Source organism: Sphingopyxis sp. 113P3 (assembly GCF_001278035.1).
Classification (GTDB): domain Bacteria; phylum Pseudomonadota; class Alphaproteobacteria; order Sphingomonadales; family Sphingomonadaceae; genus Sphingopyxis.
The window spans coordinates 3,191,843-3,205,410 of the sequence record NZ_CP009452.1; the positions used below are offsets into that span (position 1 = coordinate 3,191,843).

The window sequence follows — 13,568 nt, forward strand, 5'->3', positions numbered from 1 at the left end:
GAGAGGGATATACCCAAATGAAGAAATCGATCACTTTGTCGCTCGTCCTGGCCGCTTCGCTCGGCCTGGCCGCTTGCGGGGAAAAGGCTGCTGACGATACCGCAGTGACCACCGAAGACACCGCCGCGACCATGGAAGGCGCTGCTGACACCGCGCTCGACGCGGCCGAGGGCGCCAGCGACGCCGCTGCCGCTGCCGGCACCGCCGCCGACGCTGCGGGCGATGCTGCCGCTGCGGGCGATGCGGCGACTGCGACCGATAAGGCGGCCGAAGCAGCGGGCGCCGCGAAGGAAGCGGCTGACGCTGCCAAGGGTGCGATGGAAGAAGCCAAGCAGTAAGGCTTTTTTCGCCGGCCCTTCGGCCGAAGAAAAAGGGGGTCGCCGGGTCTTTCGGCGGCCCCTTTTTCACTTTTGAAACAAGGATGCGCCCAGCGACATGGCGCAGCGCAGTTGCCAAGCGCTTCATCTGGGGTTAATCCTGCGCGTCTGGCGGACGGGACCGGCCGCCATGGCATTCGAAAGGAATTTACATGCGCAAGTTCATCATCGCGTCGATGGCCGCCGCGGCCTTCAGCCTCGCTGCCTGCTCGGAAAAGGCGCAGGAGGAAACGTCGGAAGCGGGCGCTGCGGTTGCGGACGATGCCGCCGCCGCTGGTGATGCCGTTGCCGAAGGCGCTGCCGACGCTGCCGACGCGACCGCCGCGGCTGCGAACGACGCCGGCAACGCCGTCGAAGGCACGGTGAACGCTGCTGGCGACGCCGCTGCTGCTGCCGGCGACAAGGTTTCGGAAGAGACCGCGAAGGCAGAGGCCAACGACAAGCAGTAATCGGGGCTTGCGCGCTGCGGCGCGTGATCCGAGAATGGGGCTCCGTTCCGCATGGAATGGGGCCCTTTTTCTTGAAAGGCAGACGATGGCGACGAGGACGGCGCGGACATTTCTGCTGGCCCTTGCGCTCCTGTCGGCGTCGGGATGCAGCCGCACCGAGAATGAACCCGGCCCAGGCGGCGTGACGGTCAGCGAGGCGAAGGCGCTCGATCAGGCGGCAGAAATGCTCGAAAGCCGCGATCCCCCACCGCCCGCGGCCCAAACCACCGGAGAATCCGCGCAATGAGCGAGCGCGTCACGATCGTCTTCGCGCTGTTTCCCGGCATCACCCAGCTCGATTTTACCGCGCCCGCGCAGGCGCTGAGCCGGATGCCGGGCGCACGGCTCGCAGGCGCAGCGGCGACGCGCGATCCGATCGCGACCGACAGCGGCTTTGCGATTCTCCCGACGCATGACTTCGGCGATGCGCCCCAGGCCGACATCCTGTGCGTCCCCGGAGGTCACGGTGTCGCAGATGCCATCGCCGATCCTGCCACAACAGATTTCATCGCCCGGCAGGCCGCGGGCGCGGCATGGGTTACAAGCGTGTGCACCGGCGCTTTCCTCCTCGGCCGCGCCGGGCTGCTCGGCGGCAAGCGCGCGACGACGCACTGGGCCTATACCCAGCTCTTGCCCCTGGTCGGCGCAGAGCTCGCGCCGGGACGCATCGTCGAGGACGGCCATATCGTCACCGCGGGCGGCGTAACCTCGGGGCTCGATTTCGCGCTCACCCTGATCGGTCGGATTCGCGGCGACGCGGCGGCGCAGGCAATCCAGCTCGCGATCGAATATGACCCCGCCCCGCCCTTTCCTGGCGGCCACCCTGATCGCGCGCCGGCCGCGGTCACCGGCGGATTGAAAGCGCGCGTCTATGACGCCGCGGCCGCCCGGATGGAGGCAGCGCTGCGGGGTTGAGGGTGACGCCGCCCCCCAAAGCGCGCTATCAGCCTCAATATGCGGGAAAAGGAACTGCGTTTCGCACTGATATGCTATGGCGGCATCAGCCTTGCCGTTTACATGCACGGCATAACCAAGGAAGTGTGGCGGCTCGCGGCAGCGTCGCGCGCCTTTCATGATGGCGAGACGATCGAGGGATCGGGCCGGGTCTATCGCGACCTTCTTGCGGACATTCTTGCAAACACCAACATCCGCCTGCGAGTCCTTGCAGACATTGTCGCAGGCGCGAGCGCGGGCGGGATCAACGGCGTCTTCCTTGCGCGCGCCCTCGCGACCGGGCAATCGCTCGATCCGCTCACCGAATTGTGGCTGACCGACGCCGATGTCGACCGGCTGATCGACCCCGATGCGCGGCCGCTTTCGGCGGCCACGAAATTCTGGGCGGTGCCGATCGCCGGATGGGCGATGAAGCGACGCGGCAACGTCATCGACCGCACCGTCGGCGGCGCAGCGCAGGAGGAAGTGCGCGCAAAACTGTCCCGCTTCGTGCGCGCCCGCTGGTTCGAGCCCCCCTTTGGCGGCGAGACATTCTCCAACCTGATTCTGGATGCCTTCGACGCGATGGATGGTGGACCGCGCGGGCCCGCGCTGGTCCCGGCGGGGCAGCCCGTGGACCTTTTCGTATCGGTTACCGACTTTGCCGGGCACAGCATGCCGCTTGCGCTCAACAGTCCGGCGCGCGTGACCGAGCAGGAGCACCGGCTCGTTATCCATTTCCGGCACGACGGCCGCGCGGGCAAGCGCCTCGACGACGTTCCCGGCCTCGCCGCGGCAGCGCGCGCGACCGCGAGTTTCCCGGGCGCATTCCCACCCTTTACGCTGCGCGAGATCGACGCGGTGCTCAAAAAGCGCGGCATCGCCTGGCCCGACCGCGCCGACTTCATTCGCGTCCAGCTGCCACAAAGCGATGAAGCCGATCCCGCCGACCGGGTGCTGATCGACGGATCGGTGCTCGCCAACGCGCCCTTCCGGCCGGCCATCGCGGCGTTGAGGCAGCGGCCTGCACGGCGCGAAATCGACCGGCGCTTCGTCTATATCGACCCCAAACCCGATTATCGCTCGATCAGTTTCAACCGCCACGGCGACCCTGTCGAGGGCGGGGAGAAGAAGCTACCGGGCTTTTTGACCACCATCCTCGGCGCGCTCTCCGAAATTCCACGCGAGCAGCCGATCCGCGACAATGTCGAGGCCATTGAGGCGATGTCGCGGCGCATCCGCCGCATGCAGCATATCGTCGACGCGATGAAGGTCGAGGTCGAGGAACAGGTGGCAGCGCTCTTCGGCACCACCTTCTTTCTCGGAACACCGACCCCGGCGCGGCTCGAACGGTGGCGCACCAGGGCGCAGACCGAGGCTGCGTCGCGCGCGGGTTTCGCCTATGCGCCCTACGGGCATCTCAAGCTGTCGGCGATCGTCGAGGAATTGGCGCGCGTGATCGACCGGTTGGCCCCGGCCGAGGGCGCCGTTCACCGCGCCAACCGCCGCCAGGCCCTCTGGGACGAGGTACGCGCGCGCGGGCTCGACCGGATTTCGGGCAGGAAGGGCGCGGGCGCAAGCCGCGATGCAATCGATTTCTTTCGCACCCACGACATTGGTTTTCGCATCCGCCGCCTGCGCTTTCTGGCACGCGAGCTCGACGCCGCGGTCGAAGCGAAGCGCGACGAGCGCGATCCCGCGTGCGAGGCCATGCGCGAGGCGATCTTTGCCGCGCTCGGCATCTACCTGGAACGCGAGGGGGACAGCTGGCTTGGCGACCTCGACATCCCTGATGATGCGGGACTTGGCGCATGGATCGACGCGATTGCCGACCGGCGGGATCTCGTCGCGGTCGATGGCGAGGCCGATGTGCTCCTCGCCAAAGCGCTGGGCGCGCTGCCCAAGGACGACCGGCGGACAATGCTGCTCGCCTATCTTGGATATCCATTCTACGACATCGCGACGCTGCCGCTGCTGCAGGGCGAGGGGTTTGACGAATTCGACCCGATCAAGATCGACCGCATTTCCCCCTCCGATGCAACCGCGATCCGTACCGGCGGCGCCGCCGCGATGCTCAAGGGTATCGAGTTCAACAGCTTCGGCGCCTTCTTCAGCCGAGCCTACCGGGAGAACGACTATCTATGGGGCCGGCTCCACGGCGCCGACCGGCTGATCGACATCGTGGCCTCGAGTGTCACTGGCGACGGCGCGATGACCGCAGAGGCGCTCGCGGACCTCAAGCGGCAGGCATTCCATGCGATCCTCGACGAGGAGGAAAGCCGGTTGCCGCAGGTCGCTGCGCTGATCGCCAAGCTCAGGGAAGAGATTGGCCCTGTCCCGCCTGTGCGCGAAGGGCAAGGGGCGACCGGGTGATGGGCAAGACGGCTTAATCCGTCAGATCTTCCCACATTTCCTTGATGCGGCCGAAAAAGCCCTGGCTCGCGGGACATTCCTCGCCCGTCTCGGTTTCGCGGAACGCCTGGAGCAATTCCTTCTGCTTCGCACTCAGCTTGGTCGGCGTCTCGACATCGATCTGGACCACAAGGTCGCCGTGGCCGCGGCCATTGAGCACGGGCATGCCCGCGCCGCGCTGGCGCAGCTGCTTGCCCGACTGGATGCCTGCAGGGATGCGGATGTCGTGCCGGCTGCCGTCGAGCCCTGGAATGCTGATCTCGCCGCCGAGCGCTGCGGTTGTGAAGCTGATCGGGGCCCGCGTGAACAGCGTGGTTCCTTCGCGCTCGAAGACCCGGTGCCGCGCCATGTGAAGGAAGATGTAGAGGTCGCCCGGTGCTGCGCCGCGCGCACCGCTTTCCCCCTCGCCCGACAGGCGAATGCGCGTACCCTCGTCCACTCCGGCCGGAATGTTGACGGTCAGCGTCTTGCGCCGCTCGACGCGGCCTTCGCCATGACAGGCGGTGCAGGGGTCCGCGATGACCTCGCCCGCGCCCTGACAGGCGGGACAGGTGCGCTCGACCATGAAGAAGCCCTGCTGAGCCCTCACCTTGCCGTGACCGCCGCAGGTTCCGCAGCGATGGGTGGACGTGCCCGGCCTGGCCCCGGAGCCGTCGCAGGCGTCGCAGCGCGCGGCGACGTCGACCTGGATTTCACGGGTGCAACCGGTGAAGGCGTCCTCGAGCCGGATTTCCATGTCATAGCGAAGGTCAGCACCGCGCGCGGGGCCACGCTGCTGCTGGCGGCCGCCGAATGCCGATCCGAAGATCGATTCAAAAATGTCGCCAATGTCACCGAAATCGGCCCCGCCGCCAAAGCCGTTCGCTCCGCCCTGGACACCCGCCTTGCCGAAGCGATCATAGGCCGCCCGCTTCTGCGGATCTTTCAGGCAGTCATAGGCTTCGTTGATCGCCTTGAAGCGCGCCTCGCTATCGCTGCACCCGGGATTCTTGTCCGGGTGATATTGCATGGCGAGCTTGCGATAGGCGGCCTTCAGCGCCTTGTCGTCAGCGGTCCGGTCGACTTCCAGCAGTTCATAATAATCGATGTCGAGCGACATTCTCAAAAGCCCCTACTTCAACCCGTCACCCCGGCCAAGGCCGGGGTCGCTGCCGGTCCGCCGAAGCGGCTTGCGGGAGCGATGCCGGCTTTCGCCGGCATGACGGTTGAAGGTCATCCTTACTTCTTGTCGTCCTCGACTTCCGAGAATTCGGCGTCGACGACATCTTCGTCGGCCTTGGTCTCGCCGGCTTCGGCGCCGGGCGACGCGGCGGCCTGCTGCTCCTTCTCGTAGATCGCCTGGCCAAGCTTCATGGCAACCTGCGCGAGCGCCTGGGACTTTTCGGTCATGACGGCGGGGTCGCCGCCCTCGACCGCGGTCTTGGCTTCGGCGATCGCCGCCTCGATCTCGCCCTTCAACGCCGCGTCGACCTTGTCGCCATGCTCTTCAAGCTGGCGTTCGGTCGAGTGGATCAGGCTTTCGGCGTTGTTCTTCGCCTCAGCCGCCTCGCGACGCTTCTTGTCCTCTTCGGCGAACTGCTCGGCGTCCTTGACCATCTGCTCGATGTCCGCATCCGAAAGCCCGCCCGAGGCCTGGATCTTGATCTGCTGTTCCTTGCCGGTGCCCTTGTCCTTGGCGTGGACCGACACGATGCCGTTGGCATCGATGTCGAAGGTCACCTCGATCTGCGGCACGCCGCGCGGTGCCGGCGGGATGCCGACGAGGTCGAACTGGCCCAGCAGCTTGTTGTCCGCCGCCATTTCGCGCTCACCCTGGAAGACGCGGATCGTTACCGCGGACTGATTGTCGTCCGCCGTCGAATAGACCTGGCTCTTCTTGGTCGGGATCGTCGTGTTCCGGTCGATCATGCGCGTGAACACGCCGCCCAGCGTCTCGATACCGAGGCTGAGCGGAGTCACGTCGAGCAGCAGAACGTCCTTGACGTCGCCCTGCAGCACGCCCGCCTGGATTGCGGCGCCGATGGCGACGACCTCATCGGGGTTCACACCGGTGTGCGGCTCCTTGCCGAAGAAATCCTTCACGACCTCGCGCACGCGCGGCATGCGGGTCATGCCGCCAACGAGCACGACCTCGTCGATTTCGCTCGCGCTGACGCCGGCATCCTTGATGGCCTTCTTGCAGGGCTCGAGCGTGCGCTTCACCAGATCCTCGACCAGCTTTTCAAGGTCGGCTCGGGTGATCGTCTTGACGAGATGCTTCGGCCCGTTGGCATCGGCAGTGATGAAGGGCAGGTTGACTTCGGTGGTCGCGGCGGAAGACAGCTCGATCTTCGCTTTTTCCGCAGCTTCCTTCAGCCGCTGCAGCGCGAGCTTGTCGGTGCGCAGGTCGATCCCCTCGTCCTTCTTGAAGGTATCGGCCAGAAATTCGACCAGCTTGCTGTCGAAGTCCTCACCGCCAAGGAAGGTGTCGCCGTTGGTCGATTTCACCTCGAACACGCCGTCGCCGACTTCGAGAATCGAAATGTCGAAGGTGCCGCCGCCAAGGTCATAGACCGCGATGGTCTTGTTGTCCTGCTTGTCGAGGCCGTAAGCGAGCGCAGCCGCGGTCGGCTCGTTGATGATGCGAAGCACTTCAAGGCCTGCGATCTTGCCCGCGTCCTTGGTCGCCTGGCGCTGCGCGTCGTTGAAGTAAGCGGGAACGGTGATGACCGCCTGCTCGACCTTTTCACCAAGATAGGCCTCGGCGGTTTCCTTCATCTTCTGAAGGATGAACGCGCTGATCTGCGAGGGCGAATAATCCTCGCCGCCCGCCTTGACCCAGGCGTCGCCATTGTTGCCCTTGACGATATTATAGGGGACGAGTTCCATGTCCTTCTTCGTCATGGGATCGTCGAAGCGGCGGCCGATCAGGCGCTTCACCGCGAAGACGGTATTTTCGGGATTGGTCACTGCCTGGCGCTTCGCCGGCTGGCCGATCAGCCGCTCGCCGTCCTTGGCGAAGGCGACGATCGACGGTGTCGTGCGCGCGCCTTCCACATTGTCGATAACCTTGGGCTTGCCGCCTTCCATCACCGCGACGCAGCTGTTGGTGGTGCCGAGGTCGATCCCGATCACTTTGGCCATAATATACACGTCCTTGTTGTTTTTGCGGCGCCCTGAAAAGGCACGCCCGTCGTTGATCCCATGCAGGGTTTCTGGGCGCGATATAGGTGCGCTAATCCTTGGCACAAGGGCTTTGACGGCTTATCGATGACGGGCAAATTTCAGTTAAACCCGGAGTCTCCCGATGAAGCCCTTCGCCGTTGCCCTTCTCACCGCCGCCGCCCTGCCTCTTTCGGGATGCAGCGAAAATCTCGGTCAGGGGCCGGTGCTGCACGTTGCGAGCGGCTATATCGAGATGGGCGCGACCCCGGACCGTCCGGCGGCAGGCTATTTCACCATCAAGGGCGGCCCTCGCGCTGTCGAATTGATGGCTGTGAGCTCGGACCTTGCCCAGCGCGTCGAGATGCACGAAACCGTCAAGGAAAATGGCGTCGTGTCGATGAAGCCGCTACGCAGCGCGCCGGTGCCCGCAAAGGGCGAGCTTGCGTTCAAGCCGGGCGGCAAGCATCTGATGATCTGGAACATCAACGGGGCCGCGGTGCGGGCAGGCAAACTGCCGATGATCTTCGTTTTCTCGAACAACAATAATGAACGCATCCTCTTCGACCTCACGATCCGGAAGGCTCCGGGAGGAGGCGACGCGAAGGGCGCGGCGATGGATCATGGCGCGATGGATATGGGCGGCACCGAGGCCGACAAGGCAGCAGGAAAAGGCGCGGCGGACGCGGCGAAGAAATAGCGGCGCATGGCGCGGCCATCGCGCAGCCTCACGGACGGCGAGATCGCACTCGCCCGGAGTGTGTTCGGCGAGGCGATCGACTATGCGCGGGTGCGCGTGTGCCACCACAAATGGGCTTTCTTCCAGCCGCGGCGCGTCGTGATGGCACCGATGGGTGCGCTCCACTTTCATCCGCACGGCGACCTTTATGTCGAGGATTTCAGCGCCGCACCGCAGTCGCTCCAGGGTCTCTTCATCCACGAGATGACGCATGTCTGGCAGGCGCAGACGCGTGGCCGCTGGTATCTGGTGCTGATGCGGCACCCCTTTGCAACCTACCATTACAGCCTCAAACCCGGCTGGCCGCTCCACCGCTACGGGCTCGAACAGCAGGCGGAGATCGTGCGGCACTATTGGCTGATGACAAAGGGAGTGACCATCGGCGGCGCGCCCGGGGCGGAAGCCTACCGGGCGATCCTGCCGTTCGGCAAGGCGCCAGGGGTGACGCCTCAGGGCTATCGCATTTGACCGAGGATGGTTTTGGCGAAGGCGTTGGACCATCCGGAGCGTTTCCGTTTTCTCCTGATGGAGATATCGGGTCTGGCGGTTCGCAGGACATTGAGGGCGAGCTTGCGCAAGGTTGCGAGATTTTCGGGGGCATGGTCCTTTCGGCTGCGGGCGCGATCTTCATCGAATGTCATGTCGAGCACCCAGTGGAGACCATTTTCGATCGACCAGTGGGATCTGGCGGCGGCAAGATATTCTTCCGGGCTCAGCGTCCGGGATGAGAGATGATAATGGCGGGTCGTTGTGGTCTTTCCATTGCGGGTGACCGTGGCCTCGATCATGCCGAGACAGGCAAGAGCGGGCATGTCCACCGGTTCGGTGCAGGCGCGCTTGGGACCGTGCAGCCAGCCAAGGTCATGGCTGACAAAAGCCCGCCGCTCTTCGAGACGTCCATGATCGGCATCGCTTGTCTCAGTCGTGGCGAGACCGGCAAGGATATCCGGTGCAGCGAAGTAGCTGGCCACCGCCTCATGCAGGGCCGGTCTGTTCGCCTTGAGACGTAAGAGATAATCGCCGCCACGATCGAGGATCAGCTGCGCAGTCTCGGTCTGGCAGTGCAGGGCATCGGCGGTGACAAGCTGGCCTGTGAGGTCCAGGCATTCGAGGAGCGCTCTTGCGGCAAGGATTTCGCTGTCGCCTTCCCCCGGACGGAAGCTTTCCTGGCCGATGACGGTGCGTGTCGACGAGGCAAAGGCCGTCACCACCGCCAGCGGCGATCGGCCGGCTGCCGTGTCGAACGAGCGCCGCAGTGTCTTGCCGTCGATGGCGACAACACCGGCACCCGCTTCGCCAAGAGCGGTCAGAAACTGCTCGAAGCAGCGTGCAAAGGCTGCCGGATCCAGCAGCCGGAAAATCCGGGAGAAGGTGTCATGGCTGGGAACCCCATTCTCAAGGCGCAGAAACTCCCGGAACAGATCCTCGCGATCCACCGCGAAATCCGCAAAATCCGAACAACTCTCCGCCCCGCAAATCGACGCCGTCAGCGCCATCGTCAGCACTTCCAGCAGATCGTGACGGCGCGCGTTGCCCGTTCGCGGATCGCGAAGATCATCAAACGCCGCGGCAAACCAGGACATGGATATCCTCCTTACTATGAAGGACACCCAAAGAATCCATATCAACTCATCGCGCTACTATATTTTCAAATGCGATTCCCCTGGGTGACGCCTCCCCTTTGAGGCTCCTTCGCAAATCGAAAAGGGCCGGAGAGTTCCCTCCCCGGCCCTTCCTTGTCAGCTTGCGCTGAGCGGTGACGGCGGACCTTAGAAGTCCATGCCGCCCATGCCGCCCATGCCGCCGCCGCCCATCGGCATCGCCGGCTTGTCTTCGGGAAGCTCGCTCACCGCCGCTTCGGTGGTGATGAGCAGGCCCGCGACAGACGCAGCGTCCTGCAGCGCGGTGCGCACGACCTTGGTCGGATCGATGACGCCGGCCTTGACCAGATCCTCATAGGTATCCGTCGCGGCGTTGAAGCCGTGGTTGGAGTCCTGCTGGTCGAACAGCTTGCCCGCGACGACAGCGCCGTCGAAGCCCGCGTTTTCGGCGATCTGGCGGACCGGAGCCTGCAGCGCGCGACGGATGATGTCGATGCCGCGGGTCTGGTCTTCATTCTCGCCCGAAAGCCCATCGAGCGCCTTGGTCGCATAGAGGAGCGCGGTGCCGCCACCCGGGACAATGCCTTCCTCGACCGCGGCGCGGGTCGCGTGGAGCGCGTCGTCGACGCGGTCCTTGCGTTCCTTCACCTCGACCTCCGACGCGCCGCCGACCTTGATCACCGCAACGCCGCCGGCGAGCTTCGCCAGACGTTCCTGCAGCTTTTCACGGTCGTAATCCGACGTCGTGGTTTCGATCTGCGCACGGATCTGCTCGACGCGGCCCTTGATCGCATCGGCTTCGCCCGCACCGTCGACGATGGTGGTGTTGTCCTTGTCGATGGTGACGCGCTTGGCCTGGCCGAGCATGCTGAGCGTGACATTCTCGAGCTTGATGCCGAGGTCTTCGCTGATCATCTCGCCCTTGGTCAGGATCGCGATGTCCTGCAGCATCGCCTTGCGACGATCGCCGAAGCCCGGAGCCTTGACCGCCGCGACCTTGAGGCCGCCGCGCAGGCGGTTGACGACGAGGGTCGCCAGCGCTTCGCCTTCGATGTCCTCGGCGATGATCAGCAGCGGGCGGCCCGACTGCACAACTGCCTCGAGGATCGGCAGCATCGACTGGAGGTTCGACAGCTTCTTCTCGAAGATCAGGATGTACGGATCAGCGAGCTCGACGAGCATCTTTTCCGGATTGGTGATGAAATAGGGCGACAGATAGCCGCGGTCGAACTGCATGCCTTCGACGACATCGAGCTCGAAATCGAGGCCCTTGGCTTCCTCGACGGTGATCACGCCTTCCTTGCCGACCTTTTCCATCGCCTCGGCGATCTTCTCGCCGACTTCCTTGTCGCCGTTCGCCGAGATGATGCCGACCTGGGCGATTTCGGACGAGCCCTGCACAGCCTTCGACTGCGCCTTGATCGTCTCCACGACCTTGGTGACGGCAAGGTCGATGCCGCGCTTCAGGTCCATCGGGTTCATGCCGGCCGCAACCGACTTCATGCCTTCGCGAACGATCGCCTGCGCGAGAACGGTCGCGGTGGTGGTGCCGTCGCCGGCCTTGTCATTGGCCTTGCTCGCCACTTCGCGCAGCATCTGCGCGCCCATATTCTCGAACTTGTCCTTGAGTTCGATTTCCTTGGCGACGGTCACACCGTCCTTGGTGATGCGCGGCGCGCCGAAGCTCTTGTCGATGACGACGTTGCGGCCCTTGGGGCCGAGGGTAACCTTCACCGCATCGGCGAGGGTGTCGACGCCGCGCAGAATGCGCTCGCGTGCGTCACGGCTGAATTTAACGTCCTTGGCAGCCATTTATGCTTCCTTTCGATTCCGCAGAAAACTGCGAGACTTCACACTGAAATCGGGATTCGCCGGGTCCGGCGAAAAGGCTCAGGCGATAACGCCGAGAATGTCCGATTCCTTCATGATCAACAGCTCTTCGCCATCGACCTTGACTTCGGTGCCCGACCATTTGCCGAACAGGATACGGTCGCCCGCCTTGACGTCGAGCGGCGTGATCTTGCCGTCTTCGGCCTTGGTGCCGGTGCCGACAGCGACGACTTCACCTTCCTGCGGCTTTTCCTTGGCGGTATCGGGAATGATGATGCCGCCGGCCGTCTTTTCTTCGGCTTCGATGCGGCGAACGAGCACGCGGTCGTGCAACGGACGAAATTGCATAGATGTCCTCCAGATATGCAATGGATCTCAGTTTAGCACTCACCCGGGGAGAGTGCTAACAGGCGGCCATATGGGTCGATGAGCGCAGCCCGTCAAGCGTTGGGCGAAATTCTTTTTGCTTTTTCCGTCAGGCGGGGAGGAGGCCCAGTCGCGCGCGCAGCCGCCAGCGCGCAAGCAGCAGTCCGGCAACGACAACGAGCCCCACCGCAAGGCCGATCCAGATGCCGACGCCGGCGAGCGGAGTCCAGAAGCCAAGATAGATGGCGGTGCCATAGCCTGCGAGCCAGTAGCCGCACACCGCGATGATCATCGGAACGCGCGTGTCCTGGAGGCCGCGCAGAACGCCCGCAGCGACCGTCTGGGCGCCGTCGAACAGCTGGAAGGCCGCGGCAACGACGAGGAACTGCATCGCATGGCTCACGAGCGCGGCGTTACGCGCCGCGTCGACATCGACATAGATCGACAGCACGAGCCGTGGGAACAGCCACATGGTCGCCGCGGTGAGGATCATGAAGCCGACGCCGAGAACCAGCGACGCCCGCCCCGCCAGCGCGATGCCGTGCGGATCGCGCGCACCATAGGAAAGGCCCACGCGGATCGTCGCCGCCTGCGCCACGCCGAAGGGAATCTGGAAGGCGAGGGCTGCGACCTGCAGCGCAATCGTGTGACCCGCAAGTTCGACCTCGCCAATACGTCCCATCAGGAAGGCGGCGCCGGTGAACAGCCCCGCCTCGGCAAGAATGATCAGCCCTATCGGCGCGCCGATACGCACGATCTCGAAGAAGCGGGCCCATTCGGACCGCCACCAGTTGCCGAACAGATGATAGCGGCGCAGCTGCCGGTCGAGCTGGATGACCACCACATAGGCGAGCAGCATGACCGTGCTCGTGATCACGCTCGAGAGCGCCGAACCGTGGAGGCCGAGCGCGGGCAGCCCGAGATGACCGAAGACAAGCGACCAGTTGCCGAGCGCATTCACCCCGAGCGCGAGGAAGGTGATGGCGGTCGCGATCTTGGGCCGGCCGAGCGCCGACACAAAGATGCGCAGGACGCTCGCCGCGACCATCGGGAACATTCCCCACATCAGAATGAGAAGGAAGCTCGCGGCATGCGCGGACGTATCGGGCGCCTGGCCGGTCGCGATCATGATCGGCCCGCCCGCGGCGCAGATGCCCATGGCCGCAATCGATGTAAGGAGGCTGAGCCACAGCGCCATGCGCACGGTGCGCCGCACCTCGCGCACGGCATGTTTGCGGCGCCCGAGTTCCGCCGCGATCAGCGGGGCCGACGCTCCAACAAGCCCCGTCGTCGTCCACACGAGCAGGCCGAAGATCGACACGCCGAGCGAAGAGGCGGCAAGCTCGGCGTCGCCGAGGCGGGCGACGAAGATGACGTCGATCGCATGCACCATCATCTGCAGGAGATTCGCCGCAGCAAGCGGCCAGGCAAGCGCCAGCGTCGCGCCGAACTCGGCACTGAGGCTGCGCGGTGCGTCCGCGGTCAAGGGGTGGGCCTGCTGAAGCATAGCCGGCCCGGATAGGCGGGCAGCCAGAGCCGTTCAATAGCGGGCTGATGCGCTATCCGGCGTTTCGGGGACGAGGGTGGCAAAATGGCAACAGGGGCTGCGAGCGCGTGATCCTCCCCGCATCACGAGGCGCAAGGAGGCTCGGCGCGCGCGCGCGGGACAGGCGCACCGCCG

Annotated in this window: 13 protein-coding genes; 7 read left to right on the forward strand and 6 right to left on the reverse strand. The window is 64.8% G+C overall.

Annotation, left to right across the window (positions count from 1 at the left end; translation table 11 throughout):
- Positions 1-17: 17 nt before the first annotated feature.
- From LH20_RS15445 to LH20_RS15465, 5 genes are all read left to right on the forward strand, one after another.
- The gene (locus tag LH20_RS15445) at positions 18-338 is read left to right on the forward strand and encodes a hypothetical protein (protein WP_053554991.1); all 321 of its coding nucleotides are present in this window, start codon (positions 18-20) and stop codon (positions 336-338) included.
- A 191-nt stretch (positions 339-529) separates the two neighbouring features.
- Positions 530-826: a hypothetical protein gene (locus LH20_RS15450; protein ID WP_053554992.1), complete on the forward strand. Its 297-nt coding sequence runs from the start codon at positions 530-532 to the stop codon at positions 824-826.
- 85 nt (positions 827-911) lie between these two features.
- A complete protein-coding gene (locus LH20_RS15455) occupies positions 912-1,112 on the forward strand; it encodes a hypothetical protein (RefSeq protein ID WP_053554993.1) in 201 nt (66 codons plus the stop codon).
- Positions 1,109-1,780: a DJ-1/PfpI family protein gene (locus tag LH20_RS15460; protein WP_053554994.1), complete on the forward strand. Its 672-nt coding sequence runs from the start codon at positions 1,109-1,111 to the stop codon at positions 1,778-1,780. Before LH20_RS15455 ends, LH20_RS15460 begins: the two co-directional genes overlap by 4 nt.
- Before the next feature lie 39 nt (positions 1,781-1,819).
- Positions 1,820-4,171: a patatin-like protein gene (locus LH20_RS15465; protein ID WP_053554995.1), complete on the forward strand. Its 2,352-nt coding sequence runs from the start codon at positions 1,820-1,822 to the stop codon at positions 4,169-4,171.
- A gap of 13 nt (positions 4,172-4,184) precedes the next feature.
- On the opposite strand, the gene dnaJ is transcribed toward LH20_RS15465, so the two are convergent.
- Both dnaJ and dnaK read right to left on the reverse strand, forming a co-directional pair.
- Positions 4,185-5,309 carry a molecular chaperone DnaJ gene (gene dnaJ / locus LH20_RS15470; RefSeq protein ID WP_053554996.1) on the reverse strand — a complete coding sequence of 375 codons (1,125 nt, stop codon included), beginning with the start codon at positions 5,307-5,309 and terminating at the stop codon, positions 4,185-4,187.
- A 119-nt stretch (positions 5,310-5,428) separates the two neighbouring features.
- Positions 5,429-7,333, reverse strand: coding sequence for a molecular chaperone DnaK (gene dnaK, locus LH20_RS15475; protein WP_053554997.1), 1,905 nt, complete (start codon positions 7,331-7,333; stop codon positions 5,429-5,431).
- Between the two features lie 163 nt (positions 7,334-7,496).
- Between dnaK and LH20_RS15480 the strand changes: the two genes are divergently transcribed.
- The gene (locus LH20_RS15480) at positions 7,497-8,051 is read left to right on the forward strand and encodes a copper chaperone PCu(A)C (RefSeq protein WP_053554998.1); all 555 of its coding nucleotides are present in this window, start codon (positions 7,497-7,499) and stop codon (positions 8,049-8,051) included.
- A gap of 6 nt (positions 8,052-8,057) precedes the next feature.
- Complete coding sequence (locus tag LH20_RS15485) at positions 8,058-8,558, forward strand: hypothetical protein (protein ID WP_053554999.1); 501 nt, start codon at positions 8,058-8,060, stop codon at positions 8,556-8,558.
- On the opposite strand, the gene LH20_RS15490 is transcribed toward LH20_RS15485, so the two are convergent.
- The 4 genes from LH20_RS15490 to LH20_RS15505 all read right to left on the reverse strand — a co-directional run bounded on the left by LH20_RS15490 (position 8,546) and on the right by LH20_RS15505 (position 13,394).
- Positions 8,546-9,673, reverse strand: a complete 1,128-nt coding sequence (locus LH20_RS15490) for an ISAs1 family transposase (protein WP_053553474.1) — start codon at positions 9,671-9,673, stop codon at positions 8,546-8,548. The genes LH20_RS15485 and LH20_RS15490 overlap by 13 nt on opposite strands.
- 186 nt (positions 9,674-9,859) lie before the next feature.
- Positions 9,860-11,503 carry a chaperonin GroEL gene (gene groL / locus LH20_RS15495; RefSeq protein WP_053555000.1) on the reverse strand — a complete coding sequence of 548 codons (1,644 nt, stop codon included), beginning with the start codon at positions 11,501-11,503 and terminating at the stop codon, positions 9,860-9,862.
- A gap of 78 nt (positions 11,504-11,581) precedes the next feature.
- Positions 11,582-11,869, reverse strand: a complete 288-nt coding sequence (gene groES, locus LH20_RS15500; protein ID WP_053555001.1) for a co-chaperone GroES — start codon at positions 11,867-11,869, stop codon at positions 11,582-11,584.
- Between the two features lie 127 nt (positions 11,870-11,996).
- Positions 11,997-13,394 (reverse strand): MATE family efflux transporter, encoded by a 1,398-nt coding sequence (locus LH20_RS15505; protein WP_053555002.1) that lies wholly within the window; start codon positions 13,392-13,394, stop codon positions 11,997-11,999.
- Positions 13,395-13,568: the final 174 nt, after the last annotated feature.

Coding starts and splice junctions, on each gene's coding strand:
- LH20_RS15445 (WP_053554991.1), top strand. CDS start 18: ATGAAGAAATCGATCACTTTGTCGCTCGTCCTGGCCGCTTCGCTCGGC.
- LH20_RS15450 (WP_053554992.1), top strand. CDS start 530: ATGCGCAAGTTCATCATCGCGTCGATGGCCGCCGCGGCCTTCAGCCTC.
- LH20_RS15455 (WP_053554993.1), top strand. CDS start 912: ATGGCGACGAGGACGGCGCGGACATTTCTGCTGGCCCTTGCGCTCCTG.
- LH20_RS15460 (WP_053554994.1), top strand. CDS start 1,109: ATGAGCGAGCGCGTCACGATCGTCTTCGCGCTGTTTCCCGGCATCACC.
- LH20_RS15465 (WP_053554995.1), top strand. CDS start 1,820: ATGCGGGAAAAGGAACTGCGTTTCGCACTGATATGCTATGGCGGCATC.
- dnaJ (WP_053554996.1), bottom strand. CDS start 5,309: ATGTCGCTCGACATCGATTATTATGAACTGCTGGAAGTCGACCGGACC.
- dnaK (WP_053554997.1), bottom strand. CDS start 7,333: ATGGCCAAAGTGATCGGGATCGACCTCGGCACCACCAACAGCTGCGTC.
- LH20_RS15480 (WP_053554998.1), top strand. CDS start 7,497: ATGAAGCCCTTCGCCGTTGCCCTTCTCACCGCCGCCGCCCTGCCTCTT.
- LH20_RS15485 (WP_053554999.1), top strand. CDS start 8,058: ATGGCGCGGCCATCGCGCAGCCTCACGGACGGCGAGATCGCACTCGCC.
- LH20_RS15490 (WP_053553474.1), bottom strand. CDS start 9,673: ATGTCCTGGTTTGCCGCGGCGTTTGATGATCTTCGCGATCCGCGAACG.
- groL (WP_053555000.1), bottom strand. CDS start 11,503: ATGGCTGCCAAGGACGTTAAATTCAGCCGTGACGCACGCGAGCGCATT.
- groES (WP_053555001.1), bottom strand. CDS start 11,869: ATGCAATTTCGTCCGTTGCACGACCGCGTGCTCGTTCGCCGCATCGAA.
- LH20_RS15505 (WP_053555002.1), bottom strand. CDS start 13,394: ATGCTTCAGCAGGCCCACCCCTTGACCGCGGACGCACCGCGCAGCCTC.